Below are 22,793 nucleotides of genomic sequence, written 5' to 3' on the forward strand. Positions count from 1 at the left end.
CGCGCGGCGGTGTGCGTTGGCACACCGTGGCTTCAAGGGTTGAAAGGACGGCCGCCGCATGCGGTGCCACCCACTCTTGAAGCACCCAGCGGGAGGGCCTTTCTTCCTTCCACTTGTCTTCAGGAGAACTGCATGACCACCACTGCCACCTACGACCTCGCCGAGCTGCAAAAAGAAACGCGCATGGGCGCGATGGGCTCGGAAACCGCGAGCCGCGAGATCCGCCGCATCGACCTCAGCCACTTTGCTCAGCGCAAGACCGAGATTGCCGACCAGCTATGGGACGCCGCCGTCGATGTCGGCTTTTTCCAGATCGTGAACCACGGCATTGACCTGGCCAAGGTGCACAACGCCTTTGCGATGACCGAGCGTTTCTTTGCGCTGCCGGATGGCGTGAAGGCGCAGTACCCGCTCAAGAAGGCGCTCAACGTGGGCTGGGAGAGCCGCGCGCAGGTGCGCCCCTCCACTGGCACACCGGACCAGAAGGAGTCGTACCAGATCACCCGCCCGCACATGGCAGGCCTGTGGCCCACTGACGAGGAGCTGGCAGGCTTCCAGGCCACCATGCTCGCGTTTGAGGGCCAGTGCTGGCAGGTGGCCATGCAGGTGCTGTCGTGTTTTGCGTGGAAGCTGGGGTTTGACGAGGCCTTCTTTGCCCGCGCGCACGACCCTGCGCAGGCCAGCTACCAAAGCACCTTGCGCCTGCTGCACTACTTTGCGACCCCGCCCGAGCAACAAGCCAGCCTGGGCCTGTGGCGCGCCGGGGCGCATACCGACTTTGATTGCCTGACCCTGCTCTTTCAGCGCCAGGGCCAGGGCGGCCTGCAGGTGTGCCCGGGCAAGGAGATGGACACCCAGGCCTGGACCTCGGTGGAGCCCGACGAGCAGGCCATCACCTGCAACATCGGGGACATGCTGATGCGCTGGAGCGACGACCAGCTGCCCAGCAACTTCCACCGTGTGAAGAACCCTCTGCCCGGCGAGTACATGGGGCCGCGCTACAGCATCGCCTTCTTTGCCCAGGCCAACCGCGACGCCATCATCGAAGGGCCCGGCAAGAAGTACCCGGCGATTGCCGCGGGCGACTACCTGAACCAGCGGGTGGCGGCCAACTTCAAGGCTTATTGACGCGTGACTTGGGAGGCCGGGGTGGGCGCTTGTCCGCCCCGCCGATGCCTGGGTGGGCGGCTGCCGTCGATGGCGCGGCCGGGCAGGGGCAGGCTCAAGCGACGTGGCGCGGTACACCCACGGCGCTTATCCGGAACACGTTGTCCTCCGGGTCCGCCAGCACCGCCTGCCATTGGCCGTAGTACGTGGCGTAAGGTGGCTTGATGACCTGCCCGCCCAGAGCTTTGGCCTTTTCGCTGGCAGCCTCCACGGCGTCCGGTGTGTCCAGCATGAAGGTGGCATAGCCTGTCACGCCGCGTGGTGACGGCAAGGCTGCGCCAGGCTGCCGGTCGGCCAGGCCCAGCAGGGCATAGGCCTCGGGGGCATTGAAGCCGAGCTGGAAGTGCTCGGTCTCCACCGCCCGGTAGATGGCCGAGCGCGTCCCCGACGCCTCGGGCAACTGCAGCAGGGCTTGATAGAACTGAAGCTGCGCTTCGATGTCCTGGCACAGCAGGTTGAACCAGAGCCTCATGACATCACCGCGGCGCTGGCAGGGTTGGTGGTCTGACCCAGGCCGTAAGTCTTGCGGTACATGGCCTGCAGGTGCTCGCCAACGGTGCAGGGTGCAAAGCGCGGCGACTCACCCGCAGGCACGCAGGTGGGGACGGGGACCACCTGGGCCTCGTAGTCGGGCGTGTAGAAGAACGGAATGGAGTGGCGCGGTGCGCCCCCGCTGTGCACGTTGCGCACGCGGTGGGGGTTGGATCGGTACAGCCCATTCGTCCAGCGCGGAATCATGTCGCCCAGGTTCACCACCAGCGCCCCCTCGATGGGTGTGGCAGCCACCCATTCGCCGGTGGGAAGTTTCACCTCCAGCCCTCCATGGTGGTCCTGGGCCAGCAGGGTGATGGCTCCCCAGTCGGTGTGCTCGCCCGCGCCAAAGGTGAGCGCATCGGCGCTCTCAGGATGGGGTGGGTAGCGCAGCAGCCGCAGCGTGAGCATGGGGCTCTGGTGTGTGTGGTCGAAATAGTCTTCTGGCAGGTCGAGCGAGAGCGCCAGCAGCTGCATCAGCCGCAGGGCCAGTTGCCGCATGGCGGCGATGTAGGTGCGGCTCTGGGTGGCCAGCTCGGGCAACCCCTCAGGCCATTGGTTGCTGCCGTAGGAGTGGTAGCCGCGCTGCACATACGGATGGTCTGCCGCGTAGTCCAGCCCGCAGTAGAAGCTCTCCTTGAGGTCCGGGCGCGCATTCGCGTCCAGGGTCTGCCCGCCCAGGCTTTCGTAGCCCCGCATCGCGGGTGAGTGGTGCAGCGAAATCGCTTCCTTGGAGGCCAGCGGCAGGTCGAAGAACTGCTGCGCCAAGGCAAACTGGCGCGCAATGATGTCCTGCGGCACACCGTGGTGGCGCACGTAGAAGAACCCCGGGCCCGTGCAGGCCTGGCGCAGTTGGGCGGCCACGGCCATCACGGCGGGGCTGCGCGGCGCGCCCGGCTGCAGGGCGCCGCTGAGGTCGAGGAGGGGGATGCCCATGGCTTTCCCCTGGTCAGGCCTTGAGCTTGCGGTCTACGGCCGGGGGCAGAAAGCGGTCGGTCCAGATGTCGGCCACCGCCAGGCTGCTCTTGAGGCCAAAGGCTGCCACGGTCTCATCGATGGTGGCCTGCAGGCGCGTAGGCGTGGCAGCGCCCCAGCCGTTGGCGCGTGTCTCGGCGGTCTTCATGGTGCCGTCCACGATGAGCTGCAGGCGTTCGAACTCGATCTCTTCATGGGCCAGGGGCTCTCGGGCCTTGATGGCGGCAGCGCCGGCGCGCGGATCGGCAATTGCATCGACCCAGCCGCGCGTGGTGGCTTTGACGAAAGCCTTCATGGCGTCCGGGTTGTCCTGCATGCTCTTGGCGTTGGCGATGAGCCCGTTGCCGTAGGACTTGAGGCCATAGTCCGAGAAGCGGAACACCGTGATCTGATCCGGCGTCAGGCCCCGCGCCTTCAGGTTGAGCAGACCGGTGAAGAAGAAGTACGCCGCTGCGTCAAAGTCACCTTTCACGAAGCGCGTGTCGCCGATGTCGGGTGCCACGTTTTCCCATTTCACGCCGCTGCCATCAAAGCCCTGTGCCTTGGCAAAGGCGGGAAAGAGCTTGCGCGAGGCGTTGAAGGGCTGGCCCAGGATGGTCTTGCCCGCCAGGTCGGCGGGCTTCTTGATGGCGCCGTCCTTGCGCACCATGACCGAGTTGGGGTTCAGGTCGTACTGGATGGCGACCGCTGCCAGCCTGGACTGCGGGTTGGCGGTGTTGAACTCGATCATGGTCGAGAGGTCGGCCGACGCCACGTCATACGCGCCCCCCGCCACCAGGCTGATGGCTGATGCGGACCCGTTGCCGGTGTCGATGGTGACGTCCAGGCCCGCATCCTTGTAGTAGCCCCGCTGCTGCGCCAGCAAAAAGCCCGCGCCCGAGGCCTCGACCTTCCAGCCCAGGTTGAACTTGAACTTTTGCAGATTGCCCTGGGCGCGCACAAACGGTGCGGCAGACAGCAGGGCGGCGGCGCCAGTGGCGCGGATGAGGGAACGGCGTTGCATGGTGGAGCACTCCTGGTCGTTGGCGGATAACCACGGGGGAGTGAAAAGCCAGGCTTCACACCCCTCCGAATGGGGTGCATGCAATCAACCGACAGGGCGCTGGGGCTGCGAGGTGGGGGCACCGGCCTCCTGAAGACGCACAGTCCTGCGCGCCCGTGCTGGCGTCAGTCCATTGCATGCTTCAAGAGCAATTTCCGGGCGGTGGCCGCTGAACGCTTCTACTCTTGGCGGCTGCGTATTTGCAGGATCTGTGCCATGCGATCCCGTCGTGTGGGCCATGCCCTAACACCCCCGCGCGCCACACCATGGTGCGCGCTGCACCAGCGTCAGGCATGCAACGGCAACTGTGGTGCGAGGTAGGTCTTTACAGCCAGGGCTTGAGCCAGCCCAGCCCGTCGCTGGTGGCGTGGGCCGCGGCCCCGCGCGCGGGGCGGTATTCGCAGCCAATCCAGCCGTCGTAGCCCAGGCTGTCCAGCAGTTGGAACAGGTAGGTGTAGTTGATCTCGCCCACATCGGGTTCGTGGCGCTCGGGCACACCGGCAATCTGGAAGTGGCCGACGTTGCCTGTGGGCAGGTACTGGCGTACCTTCATGGCCAGGTCGCCTTCCATGATCTGGCAGTGGTACAGGTCCATCTGCACCTTCACGTTGGCGGCGCCGATCTCGGCGATCAGCGTGTGGGCCTGGTCCTGGCGGCTCAGGAAGAAGCCAGGCATGTCGCGGCCATTGATGGGCTCCAGCAGGATCTGGATGCCGTGGGGCGCAGCCTGCGCGGCGGCGTAGCGCACGTTGGCGATGTAGGTGGAGCGCACGGTGGCGGCGTCTGCCCCCTGGGGCACCAGACCTGCCATCACATGGATGCGGGGGCACTGCAGGGCCTTGGCGTAGTCGATGGCCTTGGCAATGCCTTCGCGGAACTCGGCCTCACGCCCCGGCAGGCAGGCCAGCCCACGTTCGCCCGCGTCCCAGTTGCCGGGCGGGGCGTTGAACAGCACCTGCTGCAGGCCGTTGGCTTGCAGGCGCGCGGCCAGTTCTTGCGCCGGGTAGGCGTAGGGAAACAGGTACTCCACCGCCTGGAAACCATCGCGGGCGGCGGCAGCAAAACGGTCGAGAAAGTCCACGTCGTTGTAGAGCATGGACAGGTTGGCAGCAAAGCGGGGCATGAAGGATTCCTGAGAAAAAAGCGGTCAGCGGCGTGGTGCGTTGGTGAGCACCTTGGCCAGCCGGTCTTGGTAAAAGCGCGCCAGGCCCACCGTGCTGTGGCCGAGGGTGTCGGCGCTGGCAGGGATCACGTAGGCCTGTGCGTGCGGGATGCGGGCGATGGCTTTGTCCAGCACGCCCAGCTCGGGTGGGTTGCGCTCATCGTCTGCCGAGTTGATGGCCAGCACGCGCGCGGTGATGCGTTCCAGCCCAGGCTCGGGGTCGTAGTCGCGCGATGCTTCCCACTGGTAGATGTGGTCGTTGGCATCGCCACGGAAAGGGGCCTTGAGGCGTTGCTCCACCAGCGCATCGGCTGCAGCGCGGCTTGGGGCCAGCTTTTGCAGACCTTGGTTGCCGCCGTTGGTGCCGGTGCCAAAGAACACCGACGCAAACTGCAGGCTGCGGGGCTGGCGGGTGTAGTTGCCGCCCTGCCATTCGGGGTCGTTGCGGATGGCATCGACCAGCAGGCGGCGCATCATCCAGTTGCGGCCCGACATGGCGGCGGGCAGCGACGCCATGGGCACGGCAATGTCCATGAAGTCGGGGTAGCGCTGGGCCCACACCCAGGTGTGCATGCCGCCCATGGAGTTGCCGATGATGGCGCGCACATGGCGCACGCCCAGGTGCTCGGTCAACAGACGGTACTGCGCCTGGACCATGTCGTCGTAGTTGTAGGCCGGAAAGGCGGCGCGCAGGCCATCAGACGGCTTGCTGGAGCGGCCGGTGCCGATGGCGTCCGGCAGGATGATGAAGTACTTGCGCGCATCCAGCGGCTGGCCGGGGCCAAACAGCGTGCCTGCAAAGCCGGGGGAGAGCATGCTCTCTGCCGAGCCATTGGTGCCATGCAGCACCAGTACCGGCTCGCCTGTGGGATCGCCCACGGTGGAGTAGGCCAGCTTGAGTTCGGGCAAAGTCTGGCCGGTGTGGAAGCGGAAATCCTTGACGACCCACTCGCCGTGTTGGGGGGCGAGGTAGTCCGCAGCCGATGCAACGCCTGTGGCCAGCATGCCCAGCAGCACGGGGGCAAAGGCTTTGCGCCAGAAAGAAAGGGTCATGGTTTGTCTCCTTGTGTGTGTTCTTTCATCCCCGCGCCTTGTGCGCAGCCAGCCCGTTACCCGTTACCAGTGGGCACCAAAGCTCTGGCGCAGCTCTTCGATCTGGGGCTCGGTCAGCGACGTGGGGCGAGGCTGGCACAGCATCCACAGTCGTGCGGTTTCTTCCAGCTCTTCCAGCACGGCCATGGCGGCAGCGGGCGTGTCATGCCACACGTTGGGGCCCAGGCGCGCCAGCATCACGGCGCGCACGGGGCTGCCTTGGGCGGCATAGCGGCCAATGGTCTGTGCCACCAGCGCCGCGGCAGTCGGGTCGCCAGGGCGGTGGTAAGGGATGTGCGGCACGCGGCCCACCTTCATGACGAAGTAGGGCGTGATGGGGGGCAGCAATTGCGCATCGGACGCCAGCTGGCCACCTGCAGCGGTGTCGGCCTGCAGTGAGCAGGCCACCAGATGCGTACTGTGCGTATGGATCACGCAGCGCGCTGGGGCAGCTGTCGATGCCGATGCCTCGTAAATCTGCCGGTGCAGCGCAATGGTCTTGCTGGCCCGGTCGCCCGCTACCTGCTGGCCTTGGGCGTCCAGGTGCGCCAGCCGCTCGGGCTGCAGCGTGCCAAGACAGGCATCGGTGGGGGTGATGAGGTAGCCATCGGCCAGGCGCACGCTGATGTTGCCGGCGGTGGCATGCACATAGCCCCGCTCTAACAGGCTGCGGCCCACGCGGCAGATTTCGTCGCGGGCTTGGGCTTCATCCATGAAGGCGGGGGTAGAGGTCATGCCAGCAATTGTGCAAAAGCCTTGGTGAAGAAGTCGGTGCTGCCGAAATTGCCCGACTTCAGCGTGATGTGCAGCCCGTCCTTGGCGTCGGGCGCCACGGCATGGCACCACGGCACGCCGGGGTCGATCTGGGCGCCAATGCGCATCTGCGTAATGCCCAGGGCCTGCACACAGGCACCCGAGGTTTCGCCGCCCGCCACGATGAGCTGGCGCACACCGCGCTGTACCAGGCCACGGGCAATGGCGGCAATGGTGTCTTCCACCATGGCACCGGCTTTCTCGGAGCCCAGCTTGCCCTGAATGGCGCGCACAGCCGATGGCTCGGCGGTGGAATACACCAGCACCGGGCCTTGGCCGAGGTGGCCTTCGGCCCAGGCCAGCGCTTCGGCGGCCACGTCCACGCCTGCCGCAATGCGCAGCGGGTCGATGGCGAGAGCAGGCTTGCCCGCCTTGATGAAATCCATGACCTGCTGGTTGGTCGCCACTGAGCAGCTGCCCGACACGATGGCCTGCAGCCCTTGTGCGGCGGGCAGGCGTGCGGCCTCGTTGCTGGGGGCCACGCCAAAGTTGCCCGGCAGGCCAATCGCCACGCCCGAGCCTGCGGTGACCAGCGGCATGCCCTTGAGGGCAGGGCCCAGGCGCAGCAGGTCGGCGTTGGACACCGCATCCACCACGGCCATGCGCACGCCCTCCGCCTTGAGTTGGTTGATGCGCGCGCGGATGGCGGCTTCGCCCTGCGCGACCACGCTGTGGTCGATCAGACCCACGCGGCTGGGGGTTTGCGCCTGCAGTACGCGCACCAGGTTGGGGTCGGTCATGGGTGTGAGCGGGTGGTTCTGCATGCCGCTCTCGTTCAGCAGCACATCGCCCACAAACAGGTAGCCCTTGAAAACGGTGCGCTTGTTGTCGGGGAAGGCGGGCGTAGCGATGGTGAAGTCGGTGCCCAGGGCCTGCATCAGCGCATCGGTCACGGGGCCGATGTTCCCTTCGGCCGTGCTGTCAAAGGTGGAGCAGTATTTGAAATAGATCTGCTCGGCACCTTGCGCCTTGAGCCATTGCAGAGCGGCCAGCGACTGGGCGATGGCATCGCCCTTGGGAATGGTGCGGGACTTGAGCGCGACCACGATGGCATCGGCCTCGGTATCGAGCGGAGCCGTGGGCACGCCCATGGCCTGCACCACGCGCATGCCTGCGCGCACCAGGTTGTTGGCCAGGTCGGTCGCGCCGGTGAAGTCGTCGGCGATGCAGCCCAGCAGAGCACGTGCGCGCGTCATGCCTTTTCCTTGCCTTCGGGGAGTGTGATGCCGGGGAAGATCTTGATCACGGCGCTGTCATCTTCCTTGGCAAAGCCTGCGGTGGAGGCTTGCATGAACATCTGGTGCGCGGTGGCGGCCAGTGGCAGGGGGAATTTGCTGGCGCGTGCGGTGTCCAGCACTAGGCCCAGATCCTTCACAAAAATATCGACGGCCGACAGCGGCGTGTAGTCGCCCGCCAGCACATGGGCCATGCGGTTTTCAAACATCCAGCTGTTGCCCGCGCTGTTTGTGATCACTTCATACAAGGCGCTGGCTTCCACGCCTTCGCGCAGGCCCAGGGCCATGGCTTCGGCGGCCACGGCAATGTGCACACCGGCCAGCAGCTGGTTGATGATCTTGACCTTGCTGCCCGCGCCCGCCTTGTCACCCAGGCGGTACACCTTGCCAGCCATGCCGTCGAGCACCGCGCCCGCTGCGGCATAGGCCTCGGGCTTGGCCGAGGTCATCATCGTCATCTGGCCCGATGCGGCCTTGGCTGCGCCACCGGAGATGGGGGCGTCCACATAGTGCAGGCCCAGTGCGTTCAGGCGCGCTTCCAGCGCCACCGACCAGTTGGGGTCCACGGTGGAGCACATCACAAAGGTGCTGCCGGGGCGCATGGTGCTGGCCGCGCCGCTTTTACCATCGTCGCCAAACAGCACGCTCTCGGTCTGCGCGGCGTTGACCACCACCGACACCACCACATCACTCACCGCCGCCAGCGCAGCAGTGGTGGCATGGGCCGTGCCACCGTCTGCCACAAAGGCATCGGCCACGCCGGGACGCACGTCGCAGACGTGGATGGTGAAACCGTTGTTGCGCAGGGTTTTGGCAATGCCAGCGCCCATGGCGCCCAGGCCGATGATGCCGACGGTGGGTTGGGTCATAGTGGTGTCTTTCTAGAGCAAAGAGAAAAAATCAGGCAACGGCCACCCACAGCAGGGCAGTCAGGGCAAAGCCCGCCAAGCCCAGCACGGTGGTCAGCACGGTCCAGGTGCGCAGGCCATCGCCCACGCTCAGGCCCAGGTAGCGCGTCACGATCCAGAAGCCCGAATCGTTGACGTGCGACAGGCCCAGGCTGCCAAAGCCAATGGCAACCGTGAGCAGCGCCACTTGCAAGGGGGAATACCCGCCGCCCGCAATAGCGTCGGCCAGCAGGCCGCAGGTGGTGATGATGGCCACGGTCGCCGAGCCCTGCGCGGCGCGCAGCGCCAGCGAGATGATGAACGCCAGCAAGATGAGCGGCAGGTGCGTGGCCGTAAGGCTTTGCGACAGCGCCGTGCCAATGCCACTGGCGGTGAGCACCTTGGCAAACACGCCGCCTGCACCCGTCACCAGAATCACGGTGGCGGCAGGGGGCAGGGCGGATTCCATGATGGCATTGGTGCGCTCACGGTTCCAGCCCTGGTTGCGGCCCAGCAGGAACATCGCCAGGCCCACGGCCACCATCAGCGCGAAGATGGGCGAGCCGATGAAGCCGAGCACGTTACGCAGGTTGTCGCCCTTGGGCAGCAGCGTGGCGCCAGTGGTACCGGCCATGATGAGGGCCAGCGGGATCAGGATCAGCGCCATGATGGTGCCCACGCCGGGGGCAGTGGCAGCCTTGGGGGCCTTGGAGTCCGCGCTTTCTTGGCTGCTGCCAAAGGCCGCAAACTGCTCGGCCGTGGTGGGCAGCATGGGGTAGCCCTTGCGGTTGAGCCAGCCCGAAACCACCTGCGACAGCGCCGCCAGCGGGATGCAGATGGCCAGGCCAATGATGGTGATCCAGCCAATGTCGCCCTTGACGATGGCCGCCCCGCCGACGATGCCTGGGTGCGGTGGCACTACCACGTGTGCGGCCAGCATGATGCCCGCTACGGGCAGTCCGAACTTGATGGGGTTGACGCCCGCTGCCTTGCAAAAGCCGTAGACGATGGGCACCAGGATGATGAAGCCCACGTCAAAAAACACCGGGATGGCCAGCACCAGCGCGGCGGCTGTCAGGGCCATGGGCACCCGTGTGGGGCCCAGCAGTTGCGTGAAGCGGTTGGCCAGGCTGGCCGCACCGCCCGAGACCTCGATCATGCGCCCCAGCATGGAGCCCAGCGCCACCAGGATGGCGACCGAACCCAGCGTGCCGCCCATGCCCGCAATCAGCGTGCTGATGATGTCGCCAATGGGCATCTGCGTGGCAAACGCCACCAGAAAGCTCACCAGCATCATCGCCACGAAGGCGTGGACCTGCCAGCGGATGATGAGCAACAGGAGCAGGGCAATGCTACCGGCGCCGATGCCGAGAAGTGCGAGGGTGGACATGAACGAGATATCTCCGGGATGGAAGGGGCTGACCCAGGCTGGAGCCGCTCAAAGCGACCTTGCAGGGGTTTCCAGCTGCACCTTGGTTGGTGTGTTTATATGGTTATCATACAAATTATCGCCAGCAGCACTGATACGGGTTAACCCGCGTCTGCCAGTGCGTGGGTATGGTCGGTGAAGCGGTTTTGAGGCGTTTTTGTGCTCAAGCGCTAGTGCAATATGCCTGAGTAGCTACCAAATATGTAGCAGATCACTGATGTGTTGGGACGCAAGCCCGGCGCGCAGGCTTGGGACGTGGCTCAGAACACCAGCGGTGTGGATGCTGCCACCAGCGGCTGGGCCAGCCGAGCGCCGTCCTGGGCCCAGAACGTGAGGTCGGCCTGCTCGATGCGGGCCAGTGCGTTCTTCATGTGCTGCGCGGCAGCCGCCCGCGCTGCCACCGGGTCGCCCGCCTCGATGGCGCGCACGATGTGGGTGTGCTCGTGGGTCACCGCATCGGCAAAGTCGGTGCGCCGGGCTTCGTTGGCGCGGGTCACGCGGGTTGCGCCCTTGAGGAACTGCGCCAGATAGTCCAGCGTGCTGATCATGAATGGGTTGCCTGCCGCCTGGGCGATGGCGCGGTGGAACAGCACGTCTTCTTCCACCCCGTCGCGGCCTGCACGCACGGCGTCGGCGATGTGCTGCATGGCGGCGCGGATGGCGGCAATGTCTTCATCGGTGCGACGCAGGGCTGCCAGCTCGGCCACCTCAGCCTCCAGCGCGCGGCGCACTTCCACGATCTGCATCACCGCCTCGCGCGACGCCGCCAGGGGTACATCAAACTGCAGCGGCTCGATGCCCGGAGCCAGCACATACACGCCGCTGCCCTGGCGCGAGTCCACCAGCCCCAGCGACTTGAGGCGCGAAATGGCCTCGCGCACCACCGTGCGGCTGACCTGGAACTGCTGCGCCAGCACCGCCTCGGTGGGCAGCTTGTCGGACGCCTGGATGCGGCCCGCGCGGATCTCGGCCTCCAGCGCGCTGGCCACCTGGTCGGAGAGCTTGGCGCTGGGTTTGACGGCGGAGAACGGCGAAGACATGGGTGGGGCGGGCGGTGGGGCGTGAAGTCGGTGCCGGGTGGTGCTGGCAGGCCGGGGCGCAGTTGACTTTACCCGAAGGGCACTGCGCCGGAATCGTTTGTTTGCCGCGCTACTTGGGCACCGGGCAGGAGTCGTCCAGTTTGGCCAGGCCCGCCAGCTTCTGCAGCCGGCTGCGGTTGTCCAGGCAGGCCTGGTACTGCGCCTCGGTCGCCTTCTGCTGGGCCTGCGCCGCCGCCTTGCTGCGCTCGGCCTGGAGCTGGGCCACACGCTCGCGGATTTGCGGCATCACGGCCAGCGCGGCCTTCTCGCCTTCCACGATGGCGTTGGCGCGCTGGCTGAAGTCGGCGGCGCCAATGTCCAGCACCTGCGGGCGGATGATCACGTCCGCCCGCGCCAGCTCGGCCTGGCCCAGCTTCTGGCCCATGATGGCAATCGACTGGTTCAGCGCACCCAGCATGTTGCCCGGCGTCTGGCCCCGGGCCTTGTTGGAGATGTCCACCGCGATCACGATGTCGGCGCCCAGCTGGCGTGCGGCATCCACAGGCACAGGGCTCACGATGCCGCCATCCACAAAATGGTATTTGCCGATGGTGACGGGCTGGAACACACCGGGCACGCTGCTCGATGCGCGCACGGCCTGGCCGGTGTTGCCGCGTGCAAACACCGTGCGCTCGCCATCTTCCAGCCGCGTGGCCACCACGACGAAGGGCTTGGCCATCTGTTCCAGCGGCTTGCGGCGCACCTGCTCGTTCACATAGTCTTCGAGCTTCTGTCCCAGTACCAGCCCGCCGGACGACAGCTGCAGGTCGCGGATCTTGGCTTCGTCCAGTGCCACGGCCTTTTCCTGCATCTCGAAGGCGTTCATGCCGCTGGCATACAGCGCGCCGACCACGCTGCCTGCGCTGGTGCCCGAGACCACGGCGGGCGCCAGGCCATTGGCCTCCAGCATCTTGATCACGCCGATGTGCGCAAAGCCTTTGGCCGCGCCACCGCCCAGGGCGATGCCAATGCGGATGGGTGGCGTGGTGGATGTGGTCGCAGCGGCAGGTGACGCGTCGCCCGCCGCTGGCTGGGTCGGCGCGGTGCCACCGCATGCGGCCAGACCTGCTGCGGCCCCAAGGGCCAGAAGGCGCAAAAGAATGGTCAAGCGCATGCGGTGTGATCCTGCTGTCGTCCAAACGGGGCGGGCAGTATAGCGGCAGGGTGCCGAGTCACCGGTTGGTGGTGTCTTTTGCTCCTGAAAGAGGAGCTGCTTGCGCTTGGCATACAAGCGCCAGAGCCAACTACCGCCAGAAATCGCGGTGCAGGGCCGTGATCTCGTCTTGCAGCGCAGGCACCGGCCCCAGCACCTCGGTGGGGCGCTGGCCGCTCGCAAACACCGTGCGGCAAGGCAGGGCCAGCGTGGGGTTCTCGGGGTGGTCGTCCGTCAGGGCGAGCAGGGCGGCTTCTTCGGCGCCATACAGCACGCGGCCGATGCCCGCCCAGTAGATGGTGCCTGCACACATGGCGCAGGGCTCGAAGGTGGTGACCAGCGTGCACCGGGCCAGGTACTCGCCGGGATAGTTGGCCGCCGCCGTGCGGGCCAGCGTGCTCTCGGCATGGTTCACGGTGTCTATGTTGCCCTGCTCGGCCAGCACCGTCTCGCCATCGGGCGCAACCAGCAGCGCGCCGAAGGGATGGCGGCCCATGTCCTTGGCGCGCTGGGCCACGGCGTTGGCGCGGCGCAGCAGCGTGGCTGCCTGGGCTTCGCTCAACGCCGTCGGATTATTCACCTTGAGAACCCCGGTGTGCCCAACCCGTGGTGCGTTTTTCGATCCAGCTGAACAGCTCGTACATCACCATGGCCATGGCGCCCACCACCATCAGGCCCGCAAAGGCCAGGCCCATTTGCATGGACGAGCCCGCGCTGATGAGCAGGTAGCCGATGCCTTCGTTCGCAGCGGTCATTTCCGACACGGTGGTGCCCACAAAGGCCAGCGTGATGGCCACCTTGAGCGAGCCGTAGAAGTACGGCATGGAGCGGGGCAGCCCCACCTTGGTCAGCACGTCCCAGCGCTTGGCGCCCAGCACGCGCAGCACGTCTTCCAGCTCGGGCTCCAGCGTGGCGAGGCCGGTGGCGATGTTGACCATGATGGGGAAGAAGCTGATGAGAAACGCCGTGAGGATGGCCGGGCCCACGCCAATGCCGAACCACACCACCAGGATGGGCACGAACGCTGCCTTGGGCAGTGCGTTGAAGGCCGTCATCAGCGGGTACACGGCGGCATAGGCCAGGCGCGAAGAGCCGATCACAAAGCCCAGCAGCACCCCCACGACGATGGCGATGCCAAAGCCGGCCATGGTGACCCAGAAGGTGCGCCAAGCGTGGCCTGCGATGACGCCGCCAAACTCCACCAGCTGGGTGGCAATGGCCCAGGGGCTGGGGAAGATGAACTCGGAGACATTGAAGGCCGAACAGATGATCTGCCACAGCAGGATGGTGGCGGTCAGCAGCAGCCAGGGAGACCAGCGCTCTACGGTTTTCTTGTGCATGGGATGAGGCGCTTTCTTGTTATTGCTGGATGGGCGCGCCGGCTTTGCGCAGTGCGCCGATGTGGCCGCGCAGTTCGTGAACGATGTCGGTGAACTCCTTGGTGTAGGTCACCTCCAGGTCGCGCGGGCGGGGCAGTTCGATCTCCTTGCGCACCACGAACCGGCCGGGGCTCTTGCTCATCACATACACCGTGTCGGCCAGGAAGACCGATTCGCGCAGGTCGTGCGTGACCAAGATCACGTTGAACTGCTGCTCGGTCCACAGGTCGCGCAGGATGCACCACAGCTCCTCACGGGTGAAGGCATCCAGCGCGCCGAAGGGCTCGTCCAGCAGCAGCATCTTGGGCTCGTGGATCAGCGCGCGGCAGATGCTGGCGCGCTGCTGCATGCCGCCCGACAGCTGCCAGGGGAACTTGTCCTCATAGCCCGCCAGCCCCACCTTTTGCAGCAGCTTGCGGGCGCGCTCTTCGTATTCCTTGCGTTTTTGCTTGAAGTTGCTGCGGTAGGGCTCGACGATTTCGAGTGGCAGCAGCACGTTGTCCACCGTGGTGCGCCAGGGCAGCAGCGAAGGCGCCTGAAAGGCCATGCCCGAGACCTTGAGCGGCCCCGTCACCGGCTGCCCATCGATGAGGATCTTGCCCATGGAGGGCATCTTCAACCCGGTGGCCAGCTTCATGAAGGTGGACTTGCCGCAGCCCGAGGGGCCCACGATGGCGATGAATTCGCCCTGGCGTACCTGCAGGTCGATGGCTTCGACCGCAAACTGGTTCTTGGCGCGCAGCTCGTCGTTGTAGGCGAGCCAGACGTCCCGGAAGTCCACAAAATAGTTGTCAGCAGCCTGCATGGAAGTTTTTATGCTCAGAATGGCCGAAAGCGCTAGTGAATCAAGCGCTTGCAGCTATCAAATTAATAGTAATTACTTCTTGGGCAGGATGTTCAGCTCGGCAGCGCTGGGCAGAAAGCTGGCGTTCCACACATCGTCGGCGTTCACGCGGGTCTTGGTGTTGAACGCATCCGATACCTGCGACGCCATCAGCGAGAGGCGTCCGGGCTTGAGCTGGCCAAAGCCTTCGGTGCGGGCGTCGGGGCTGTTGATCACCGTGTCGATGGCCAGCTGCAGGCGGCGGGTTTCGAGCGGCACGTTCACGATGCCGTCGCGCGCCTTCACGTATTCGATGGAGGCTGCGGGGTTGGCAATGACTTCCTTGGCGCCCTTGGTGAAGGCCGACAGGAACGCCTTGATGGCGGCCGGGTTCTCCTTGATGAGCTTGGGCGATGCGATGATCACATTGCCATACAGCTTCACGCCGAAGTCGGCATAGGGCAGCACCACCACATCGGCGGCCTTGGCGCCCCGGGCTTCCAGGTTGAGCAGCGAGGTGAAGGTGAAGCCGGTGATGGCGTCCACATCGCCGCGCACCAGCATGGTTTCGCGCAGCGGGGGGTCCATGGCGGTCCAGGTCACGGCGCCGATGCCGTTGGCCTTCTGGAAGATGGGAAACGCGCGGCGGCCTGCGTCGAACACGGGGGCGCCCAGCTTCTTGCCGGCCAGGTCGGCGGGCTTGGTGATGCCGCTCTTTTTCAGCGCCATGACCGAGGCGGGCGTGTTGTTGTAGACCACCATCACCGCCACGGGCTTGTTCTGCGCGTCGGGGTTGTTGGCGTGGAACTCCATCACGGCGGCCAGGTCGGCAAAGCCCATGTCGTACGTGCCCGATGCCACGCGCTGCACTGCGCCGCCGGAGCCGTTGCCCGCATCCACCGTCACGTCCAGGCCTGCGGCCTTGAAATAGCCCTTGGCCACAGGCTGCAGGAACAGCGCGGCTGGGCCTTCAAAACGCCAGTCCAGCTGGAACTTGATGGGCGTGGTGGCCTGCGCCTGGGCCAGCGATGCGCTGCCGATCAGAGCCAGGGCGGCGGCGGTTTGCATGAACAGTCTTTTTTTCATTCGGGGCTCCTGTCGGGCGAGGGGAAATTCGGTGAGGGAAGGCTCTGGCCCCTTTGATGGGCCATGGTCCTGCAGTCAGCAAAAACGATGCCCGGTTTGTGTACGCGGGTGCTTTGCTGCGCCCCATTGTTCACCGAAGTGGTGCGCATCAGCATGCTGGGTTTCCCGAAATGGTGCATGCGCAGTGCTAGGGGTTGGCTTGCCCATGAAAAACGGGGCCCGAGGGCCCCGTTGCAACGGTGTGTGGGCAGGCCTGCTCACGGCCTGCGCTCAGGTCAGCACGGGACAGCGCGCTCAGCGTGGCCGGGCGGCAGCGCTGGCCACGGCCAGGGCCGTCATGTTCAGCACCCGGCGTACGGTGGCGGCCGGGGTCAGGATGTAGGCCGTGGCAGCGGCGCCCATCAGGATGGGGCCCACCGTGACGCCACCGCTGGTGGTCGTCTTGAGCACGTTGTAGAGGATGTTGGCAGCATCCAGGTTGGGGCAGATCAGCAGGTTGGCCGAGTCCGTCAGGGTCGAATCCGCCATGTAGGCGTTGCGGATGTTCGGCTCCAGCGCGGCATCGCCGTGCAGCTCGCCATCACACTCGATCTCGGGGTGGGCGGCCACGAACAGGTCGCGCGCCTCGCGCATCTTGCGGGCCGATGCGCGCTTGGACGAGCCATAGCTGGAGTGCGACAGGAAGGCGACCTTGGGTGGGATGCCAAAGCGTTGCACCTCTTGCACCGACATCCAGGCGATGTCCGCCAGCTGCTGGGCCGTGGGGTCTTCGTTCACATAGGTGTCGGCAATGAACAGCGTGCCCCGGTTGGTCATCAGCGCGTTCAGCGCCGCGTAGTTGTTGGCGCCTTCCTGGCGGCCGATGATGCTGTGGATGCGCTCCAGGTGCGTTTCATACGTGCCCACCAGGCCGCAGATCATGGCATCGGCATCGCCCAGCTTGACCATCAGCGAGGCGATGATGGTGTTGGAGCGGCGCACGGCGGCCTTGGCCACTTCGGGCGAGGCGCCGTTGCGCTTCATGAGCTGGTGGTAGTGCTCCCAGTACTGGCGAAAGCGCGGATCGTCCTCGGGGTTGCACACCTCCACGTCCTTGCCCAGCTGCATGCGCAGGCCGGCCTTGGCGATGCGCGCGGCAATCACTGCGGGGCGGCCGATGAGGATGGGCGTGGCGATCTTGTCGTCGATGGCCATCTGCGCGGCGCGCAGGGCGCGTTCGTCTTCACCGTCGGCGTAGGCTACGCGCTTTTGTGCATCGGGCAGGGCCTTGGCCGCGTTGATCACGGGGCGCATCAGCATGCCGGTCTGGTAGACAAAGCGCGACAGCGTTTCCTTGTAGGCCTCCATGTCTTCGATGGGGCGCGTGGCCACGCTCGATTCAGCAGCGGCCTTGGCCACGGCGGGCGCGATCTTGAGGATCAGGCGCGAGTCGAACGGCGTGGGGATGAGGTAATCGGGGCCAAAGGTCAGCTCTTTGCCTGCATAGGCGCTGGCCACTTCTTCGCTGATGTCGGCCTTGGCCAGGTCGGCGATCTGGCGCACGCAGGCCAGCTTCATGGCCTCGGTGATCTTGGTGGCACCGCAGTCCAGCGCACCGCGGAAGATGTAAGGGAAGCACAGGACGTTGTTGACCTGGTTCGGGTAGTCCGACCGGCCCGTGGCGATGATGCAGTCGGGGCGGATGGCCTTGGCGAGTTCGGGGCGGATCTCGGGCTCGGGGTTGGCCAGGGCCAGGATGATGGGCTTGGGGCCCATGGTCTTGACCATCTCGGCCGTGAGCACGCCGGGGGCCGAGCAGCCCAGGAACACGTCGGCGCCGTTGACTGCATCGGCCAGCGTGCGGGCGTCGGTCTTTTGCGCGTAGGCCGCCTTGGATTCGTCGTAGCCACCGGGGCGGCCTTCGTAGATCACGCCCTTGGAGTCGCAGACAAAGACGTTCTCGATCTTCACGCCCAGGCCCACCATCACGTTCAGGCAGGCAATGGCGGCCGCTCCCGCGCCCGACACGGCAATCTTCACCTGGTCGATCTGCTTGCCCACCAGCTCCAGTCCATTGAGCAGCGCCGCGCTGCTGATGATGGCCGTGCCGTGCTGGTCGTCATGGAACACCGGGATGTTCATGCGCTTGCTGAGTTCGCGCTCGATGTAGAAGCACTCGGGCGCCTTGATGTCTTCGAGGTTGATGCCGCCCAGCGTGGGCTCCAGCGCCGCGATGATCTCGATGAGCTTGTCGGGGTCGCGTTCGGCCAGTTCGATGTCGAACACGTCCACCCCGGCGAACTTCTTGAACAGGCAGCCCTTGCCTTCCATTACCGGCTTGCTGGCCAGCGGGCCGATGTCACCCAGGCCCAGCACCGCCGTGCCGTTGGTGATCACCGCGACCAGGTTGCCGCGCGATGTGTAGTCAAACGCCTTGGAGGGGTCTGCCGCGATGTCCAGGCACGGATAGGCCACGCCTGGCGAGTAGGCCAGCGACAGGTCGCGCTGGTTGGACAGCGGCTTGGTGGGGGTGACCGAAATCTTGCCCCGGGTGGGGTTGCGGTGGTATTCGCGCGCAGCGTCGCGCAGGGCCTGTTCGGCGGCAGAAATGTTCTGTGTCATACGGAAATCCTGGAAGTCCTCGGCGGAATGCAAAACAAGGGTACCCGATGGCGTGGGCGGCTGGCATGCAGGTTTATGCGGATGCAGCATAAGAGCCTGTTCAAAGTCTTTTTGGAGTCGCACAAGTCCCTTGCCGGGATGGGATGCCAGGCGCGGTGCGCAGCCAATAGCCCGTGCTATTGGCAAGCGCCGCAACGCCGCAGACCGCCCGGCAAGGCACTTGCCCGAAGGGTTGGAGTGAAATCGGGCGATTGAACGCCCCGGCCGCTTGCATGGGCATGAGCCCATGCGGCGCATCCGAAGCATCCACTCATCCCGATTGCACTCCAATGCGATCTCCAAAAAGACTTTGAACAGGCTCTAAAGCCAAAACCCCCTGGCAGCCATGGCGGACAGGGGGCGGAGCCACGCGGGCAGTGGCAGGTTTTCGGCAGCGGGCAGGCGGGATGCTAGTGGGCGTCGGCCTGGCGTGCGGCGTTGACAGCGGCGGAGGTGTCGCGGCTGGCGCCATTGAAGAAAACGTTCAGGGCCACCGCCGTGATCGAGGCCAGGAGGATACCGGATTCGATCAGCGGGTGGATAGCGTGCGGCATCCACTGGCGGAAGTTGGGCGCGATCAGCGGCACCATGCCCACGCCGATGGAAACGGCCACGATCATGGCGTTGAAGCGGTTGGTCTTGAAGTCCACCCCGCCAAGGATGCGGATGCCTGTGGCCGCCACCATGCCGAACATCACCAGCCCCGCGCCGCCCAGCACCATGGTGGGCAGCGACTCGACCAGTGCGGCCATCTTGGGCAGCACGCCCAGCACGATCAGGATCACGCCGCCGGCCACGCACACAAAGCGGCTCTTGACGCCGGTGACGGCGACTAGCCCCACGTTCTGCGAGAAGCTGGTGTACGGAAAGGTGTTGAAGATGCCACCCAGCAGCGTGCCCAGGCCATCGGTGCGCAGGCCGCGCGTGAGGGCTGCCTGGTCCACCTTGCGGTCGGTCATCTCGCCCAGGGCCAGGAACATGCCGGTGGATTCGATCATGACCACGATCATCACCAGGGTCATGGTCAGGATCAGGATGGGGTCGAACACAGGGCCGGCAATCTCGAACGGCAGCACCAGGTCAAACCACTGCGCCTTGGCCACCTTGTCGAAGTTCATCATGCCCAGCGCCACGGCCACCACCGCACCAATGACGATGCCCAGCAGCACCGAGATGTTGGCGACGAAGCCCTTGGCAAATTTGGCAATCAGCAGGATGGACAGCAGCACCAGGCCCGAGATGCCCACACCGGTCAGGTCGGCGTACTTGGGGTTGGGCACCGTGGGCACCACCGCAAACCCCTTGGGAACCGGTGGCAGTGACGAGCCGGGGGCTCCGGCAGCGGCCTGCGCATCGGCCAGCCACTTGAGGTGCTCGGGGTTGGGCACGCTGGGCGCCGTGGGGCCCACGGGGTTGCCAAAGATCCAGTTGATGCCCACGCGCATCAGGCTGATGCCGATGACCGCAATGATGGTGCCGGTCACCACCGGCGGGAAGAAACGGAGCATGCGGCTCACCAGTGGCGCGATCAGGATGGAGATCACCCCCGCGCCAATCACCGAGCCAAAGATCAGCCCGGCCCCGGCGGTGCCGCCGGTGGTCTGCGCCATCGAGATCATGGGCGCCACCGAGGCAAAGGTCACCCCCATCATTACCGGCAGCTGAATGCCAAACCATCGCGAGGCGCCCAGCGCCTGGATCAGCGTGACCAGCCCGCACACAAACAGGTCGGCCGAGATCAGCTTGGCTACCTGGTCGGGCGTGAGGTTGAGCGCACGGCCCACGATGAGCGGCACTGCCACGGCACCCGCATACATCACCAGCACATGCTGCAGGCCCAGCGCCGTGAGTCGCCCCAGGGGCAGGTGTTCGTCCACGGGGTGTACGGGCGGGTTCATGGGTGTCCTTCGGGGGTTGGGTTTTGAATACGGAATGGAAACCTGTGCCGAATGGTGCACAGATGTCCATACAAAAATCGTATACAAAATGACCGGGCACGCTTATCCCGGTTAACCCTTAGAGGGGCGCAGCAAAGTACCCGCCGGCTGTGGACGCAGGCGATGGGAAGCTTGGGGGCCGGGCGCGTCCGGCGTCAGCTAGCCCAGGTCCGTGGATGCAGCCTTGGTGCGTTGACTGGTCAGCGGTGCCAGCGACTCGCGCAGGCGGTCGCGCACCAGCGGCTGGCCGGGGTTGAGGGCGCCTTCCACATGGCCAATGTGGGCGAGCATGCGTTCGCGGGCCAGGGTGGTGTTGCCGGCCTCCAGCGCCTCCACAATGGCGGCATGCTCCGCACAAGACTGGCCGGCCGCGTGCTGCGACTGGTACAGCGATGCCGCCAGGGTGGTGCGGGCCGTGAGGTCGCGCAGGATGTCGCTCAGGCTGCGGTGGCCCATCGCCTCGGCCAGGCAGACGTGGAAGTCTGCGAGCAAAAAGGCGCGTGTGGCAGCGTCAGCTCCTTCGATGGCCTGCTGTTCGTCGGCGATGTGCGCACGCAGGCGGCGGGTCACGCTCTGCAGCGGGCGGCCCGCATCGGCCAGGATGCCTGATTCGATGATGCGCCGGGCGGAGAACGCGTCGCGCGCATCCTCCACCGAGGGCTCCACCACGTACCAGCCCCGGCGCGAGCGCACTTCCACAAAGCCCCGTGCCTGCAGCTGCATCAGGGCCTCGCGCACCAGCGTGCGGCTCACGCCGAACAGATCGGCCAGCTCCTGCTCGCCCAGGCGCTCGCCGGGGGAGAGTTTTTGCGCCAGGATGGATTCCACCACCTGCTGGGCGATCTGGGTCTGGTTGATGCTCATGGCCGGATTGTCGCGTGCTGTGTCGGGGCTTGCCCGATCAGGCACGCGGCGAGGGTGGCTCGCGACCATCCAGCACGGCGTGGGCGCGTTCGCGGTCGATGTCGCCTTCCCAGGCTGCCACGGCCACGGTGGCGACACAGTTGCCAATGAGGTTGCCCAGCGCGCGGGCGATGCCCATGAACCAGTCCACTGACAACACCAGCACCAGGCCAATCGCCGGGATGGCGGGGATGGCCTGCAAGGTGGCTGCCAGCACGACGATGGCCGAGCCGGGCACGCCGTGAGCGCCCTTGGAGGTGACCAGCGAGATCGCCAGGATCGTCAGCAGGTCGGCCATGGAAATCGGCGTGTTGGTGGCCTGGGCGATGAACACGGCGGCCAGTGTGATGTAGATCGAGAACGCGTCCAGGTTGAACGAGTAGCCCGTGGGGATCACCAGGCCCACGGTCGAATCGCGGATGCCCATGTGCTTGAGCTTGGCCATGATCTGGGGCAGCACGCTGTCGGACGACGTGGTGGCAAACACCACGGCCAGTTCCTCGCGCAGATAGCGCAGCAGCTTGAACAGGCTGAAGCCCGACACCCGCATGATGAGACCCAGCACCACCACGACGAAGATGACCACCGCGGCGTAGAACAGCGCCACCAGCATGCCCAGCTGCTTGAGGGAACCCAGGCCGTATTTGCCCACGGTGAACGCGATGGCGCCCAGCACACCCAACGGTGCGAGTTTGATGATCAGGCCCATGGTCTTGAACAGCACATGCGACAGGTCATCGATCAGGCCGGTGACCCGCGCCCCGCGCTCACCGATCAATGCCAGGGCGCAGCCAAAAACGATGGAAAACAGCAGGACCTGCAGCACATCGCCGTTGGCAAACGCGCTCACGGCGGTGGTGGGTATGAGCTTGAGCAAGAAGTCGGTGAAGCCGCCGCCGGTGAGCTTGCTGGCGTTTTCGGCGTAGGCGCCCATGGCTTTGGGGTCCAGCGCCTTGGGGTCCACGTTCATGCCCACGCCGGGCTCGAACCAGAACGCCAGCGCCAGGCCCAGCACCAGGGCGATGGAGGTGACCACCTCGAAGTAGATCAGCGATTTGACGCCCACCCGGCCTACCCGCTGCAGGTCGCCAGTGCCTGCAATGCCATGCACCACCACGCAGAAGACGATGAGCGGGATGAGCATCTTGATGAGCTTGATGAAGCCGTCTCCCAGGGGCTTGAGCGCAATGGCGGTGTCGGGCCACACAAGGCCCACCACCACACCGGCTATCAAGGCCAGCACCACCTGACCAAAAAGGGATTTGAAAAACCGGGGCATGCCAACTCCTTCAGTAGCTTTTTGAACGCAAATCTTGCATACAAGAACTGTAGGCAAGTCTGAAGAGTGGCGGTATGAGGGTATGCCCGCATGGGGTTGCCAGAGGCGGCAATAAAAAGGCCACGCCTTTGTGGGGCGTGGCCTCGCAAATGTTGACAAGCACAGACCGCCCGCATCAAGC

General features: G+C 65.6%; 20 protein-coding genes. 1 reads left to right on the forward strand and 19 read right to left on the reverse strand.

Annotated elements, in window-relative coordinates; all coding sequences use genetic code 11:
- Positions 1 to 132 precede the first annotated feature (132 nt).
- Positions 133 to 1,128, forward strand: coding sequence for an isopenicillin N synthase family dioxygenase (locus N4G42_RS05920; RefSeq protein WP_260666508.1), 996 nt, complete (start codon positions 133 to 135; stop codon positions 1,126 to 1,128).
- Between the two features lie 94 nt (positions 1,129 to 1,222).
- On the opposite strand, the gene N4G42_RS05925 is transcribed toward N4G42_RS05920, so the two are convergent.
- The 19 genes from N4G42_RS05925 to N4G42_RS06015 all read right to left on the reverse strand — a co-directional run bounded on the left by N4G42_RS05925 (position 1,223) and on the right by N4G42_RS06015 (position 22,612).
- Positions 1,223 to 1,639 carry a VOC family protein gene (locus tag N4G42_RS05925; protein ID WP_056747379.1) on the reverse strand — a complete coding sequence of 139 codons (417 nt, stop codon included), beginning with the start codon at positions 1,637 to 1,639 and terminating at the stop codon, positions 1,223 to 1,225.
- On the reverse strand, positions 1,636 to 2,634 hold the full coding sequence (locus tag N4G42_RS05930) for an isopenicillin N synthase family oxygenase (RefSeq protein WP_260666509.1): 999 nt from the start codon (positions 2,632 to 2,634) through the stop codon (positions 1,636 to 1,638). Before N4G42_RS05930 ends, N4G42_RS05925 begins: the two co-directional genes overlap by 4 nt.
- Before the next feature lie 13 nt (positions 2,635 to 2,647).
- Positions 2,648 to 3,676, reverse strand: a complete 1,029-nt coding sequence (locus tag N4G42_RS05935) for an ABC transporter substrate-binding protein (protein ID WP_260666510.1) — start codon at positions 3,674 to 3,676, stop codon at positions 2,648 to 2,650.
- Positions 3,677 to 4,040: 364 nt separating this feature from the next.
- The gene (otnI, locus tag N4G42_RS05940; protein ID WP_260666511.1) at positions 4,041 to 4,838 is read right to left on the reverse strand and encodes a 2-oxo-tetronate isomerase; all 798 of its coding nucleotides are present in this window, start codon (positions 4,836 to 4,838) and stop codon (positions 4,041 to 4,043) included.
- Between the two features lie 24 nt (positions 4,839 to 4,862).
- Entirely contained in the window at positions 4,863 to 5,930 is a 1,068-nt protein-coding gene (locus N4G42_RS05945; RefSeq protein ID WP_260666512.1) for an alpha/beta fold hydrolase, read from the reverse strand.
- A 63-nt stretch (positions 5,931 to 5,993) separates the two neighbouring features.
- Positions 5,994 to 6,683, reverse strand: a complete 690-nt coding sequence (locus N4G42_RS05950) for an aldolase (protein ID WP_260666534.1) — start codon at positions 6,681 to 6,683, stop codon at positions 5,994 to 5,996.
- A 17-nt stretch (positions 6,684 to 6,700) separates the two neighbouring features.
- Entirely contained in the window at positions 6,701 to 7,978 is a 1,278-nt protein-coding gene (otnK, locus tag N4G42_RS05955) for a 3-oxo-tetronate kinase (protein WP_260666513.1), read from the reverse strand.
- Complete coding sequence (gene ltnD, locus N4G42_RS05960; RefSeq protein ID WP_260666514.1) at positions 7,975 to 8,886, reverse strand: L-threonate dehydrogenase; 912 nt, start codon at positions 8,884 to 8,886, stop codon at positions 7,975 to 7,977. The genes otnK and ltnD overlap by 4 nt, the downstream gene beginning before the upstream one ends.
- Positions 8,887 to 8,917: 31 nt before the next feature.
- Positions 8,918 to 10,294, reverse strand: a complete 1,377-nt coding sequence (locus tag N4G42_RS05965; RefSeq protein ID WP_260666515.1) for a GntP family transporter — start codon at positions 10,292 to 10,294, stop codon at positions 8,918 to 8,920.
- 299 nt (positions 10,295 to 10,593) lie between these two features.
- Positions 10,594 to 11,373: a FadR/GntR family transcriptional regulator gene (locus N4G42_RS05970; protein WP_260666517.1), complete on the reverse strand. Its 780-nt coding sequence runs from the start codon at positions 11,371 to 11,373 to the stop codon at positions 10,594 to 10,596.
- 109 nt (positions 11,374 to 11,482) lie between these two features.
- Entirely contained in the window at positions 11,483 to 12,526 is a 1,044-nt protein-coding gene (locus tag N4G42_RS05975) for a patatin-like phospholipase family protein (RefSeq protein WP_260666518.1), read from the reverse strand.
- A 130-nt stretch (positions 12,527 to 12,656) separates the two neighbouring features.
- Positions 12,657 to 13,145, reverse strand: a complete 489-nt coding sequence (locus N4G42_RS05980; protein ID WP_260666519.1) for a nucleoside deaminase — start codon at positions 13,143 to 13,145, stop codon at positions 12,657 to 12,659.
- Positions 13,138 to 13,905: an ABC transporter permease gene (locus N4G42_RS05985; protein ID WP_056060732.1), complete on the reverse strand. Its 768-nt coding sequence runs from the start codon at positions 13,903 to 13,905 to the stop codon at positions 13,138 to 13,140. The genes N4G42_RS05980 and N4G42_RS05985 overlap by 8 nt, the downstream gene beginning before the upstream one ends.
- A gap of 19 nt (positions 13,906 to 13,924) precedes the next feature.
- The gene (locus tag N4G42_RS05990; protein ID WP_056060735.1) at positions 13,925 to 14,749 is read right to left on the reverse strand and encodes an ABC transporter ATP-binding protein; all 825 of its coding nucleotides are present in this window, start codon (positions 14,747 to 14,749) and stop codon (positions 13,925 to 13,927) included.
- 72 nt (positions 14,750 to 14,821) lie between these two features.
- Complete coding sequence (locus tag N4G42_RS05995) at positions 14,822 to 15,853, reverse strand: ABC transporter substrate-binding protein (protein ID WP_260666520.1); 1,032 nt, start codon at positions 15,851 to 15,853, stop codon at positions 14,822 to 14,824.
- 294 nt (positions 15,854 to 16,147) lie between these two features.
- Positions 16,148 to 18,454, reverse strand: a complete 2,307-nt coding sequence (locus N4G42_RS06000; protein ID WP_260666521.1) for an NADP-dependent malic enzyme — start codon at positions 18,452 to 18,454, stop codon at positions 16,148 to 16,150.
- Positions 18,455 to 18,903: 449 nt separating this feature from the next.
- The gene (locus N4G42_RS06005) at positions 18,904 to 20,391 is read right to left on the reverse strand and encodes a nucleobase:cation symporter-2 family protein (protein WP_056747391.1); all 1,488 of its coding nucleotides are present in this window, start codon (positions 20,389 to 20,391) and stop codon (positions 18,904 to 18,906) included.
- A 198-nt stretch (positions 20,392 to 20,589) separates the two neighbouring features.
- Positions 20,590 to 21,294, reverse strand: a complete 705-nt coding sequence (locus N4G42_RS06010; RefSeq protein WP_056060747.1) for a GntR family transcriptional regulator — start codon at positions 21,292 to 21,294, stop codon at positions 20,590 to 20,592.
- A 37-nt stretch (positions 21,295 to 21,331) separates the two neighbouring features.
- Complete coding sequence (locus N4G42_RS06015) at positions 21,332 to 22,612, reverse strand: C4-dicarboxylate transporter DctA (protein ID WP_121943592.1); 1,281 nt, start codon at positions 22,610 to 22,612, stop codon at positions 21,332 to 21,334.
- Positions 22,613 to 22,793 lie beyond the last annotated feature (181 nt).

This window comes from Acidovorax sp. K2F, assembly GCF_025246485.1.
Classification (GTDB): Bacteria; Pseudomonadota; Gammaproteobacteria; order Burkholderiales; family Burkholderiaceae_C; genus Acidovorax; species Acidovorax delafieldii.

Excerpts from the sequence above, each read along its gene's own strand:
- N4G42_RS05920 (WP_260666508.1), top strand. The coding sequence starts at position 133 with ATGACCACCACTGCCACCTACGACCTCGCCGAGCTGCAAAAAGAAACG.
- N4G42_RS05925 (WP_056747379.1), bottom strand. The coding sequence starts at position 1,639 with ATGAGGCTCTGGTTCAACCTGCTGTGCCAGGACATCGAAGCGCAGCTT.
- N4G42_RS05930 (WP_260666509.1), bottom strand. The coding sequence starts at position 2,634 with ATGGGCATCCCCCTCCTCGACCTCAGCGGCGCCCTGCAGCCGGGCGCG.
- N4G42_RS05935 (WP_260666510.1), bottom strand. The coding sequence starts at position 3,676 with ATGCAACGCCGTTCCCTCATCCGCGCCACTGGCGCCGCCGCCCTGCTG.
- otnI (WP_260666511.1), bottom strand. The coding sequence starts at position 4,838 with ATGCCCCGCTTTGCTGCCAACCTGTCCATGCTCTACAACGACGTGGAC.
- N4G42_RS05945 (WP_260666512.1), bottom strand. The coding sequence starts at position 5,930 with ATGACCCTTTCTTTCTGGCGCAAAGCCTTTGCCCCCGTGCTGCTGGGC.
- N4G42_RS05950 (WP_260666534.1), bottom strand. The coding sequence starts at position 6,683 with ATGGATGAAGCCCAAGCCCGCGACGAAATCTGCCGCGTGGGCCGCAGC.
- otnK (WP_260666513.1), bottom strand. The coding sequence starts at position 7,978 with ATGACGCGCGCACGTGCTCTGCTGGGCTGCATCGCCGACGACTTCACC.
- ltnD (WP_260666514.1), bottom strand. The coding sequence starts at position 8,886 with ATGACCCAACCCACCGTCGGCATCATCGGCCTGGGCGCCATGGGCGCT.
- N4G42_RS05965 (WP_260666515.1), bottom strand. The coding sequence starts at position 10,294 with ATGTCCACCCTCGCACTTCTCGGCATCGGCGCCGGTAGCATTGCCCTG.
- N4G42_RS05970 (WP_260666517.1), bottom strand. The coding sequence starts at position 11,373 with ATGTCTTCGCCGTTCTCCGCCGTCAAACCCAGCGCCAAGCTCTCCGAC.
- N4G42_RS05975 (WP_260666518.1), bottom strand. The coding sequence starts at position 12,526 with ATGCGCTTGACCATTCTTTTGCGCCTTCTGGCCCTTGGGGCCGCAGCA.
- N4G42_RS05985 (WP_056060732.1), bottom strand. The coding sequence starts at position 13,905 with ATGCACAAGAAAACCGTAGAGCGCTGGTCTCCCTGGCTGCTGCTGACC.
- N4G42_RS05990 (WP_056060735.1), bottom strand. The coding sequence starts at position 14,749 with ATGCAGGCTGCTGACAACTATTTTGTGGACTTCCGGGACGTCTGGCTC.
- N4G42_RS05995 (WP_260666520.1), bottom strand. The coding sequence starts at position 15,853 with ATGAAAAAAAGACTGTTCATGCAAACCGCCGCCGCCCTGGCTCTGATC.
- N4G42_RS06000 (WP_260666521.1), bottom strand. The coding sequence starts at position 18,454 with ATGACACAGAACATTTCTGCCGCCGAACAGGCCCTGCGCGACGCTGCG.
- N4G42_RS06005 (WP_056747391.1), bottom strand. The coding sequence starts at position 20,391 with ATGAACCCGCCCGTACACCCCGTGGACGAACACCTGCCCCTGGGGCGA.
- N4G42_RS06010 (WP_056060747.1), bottom strand. The coding sequence starts at position 21,294 with ATGAGCATCAACCAGACCCAGATCGCCCAGCAGGTGGTGGAATCCATC.
- N4G42_RS06015 (WP_121943592.1), bottom strand. The coding sequence starts at position 22,612 with ATGCCCCGGTTTTTCAAATCCCTTTTTGGTCAGGTGGTGCTGGCCTTG.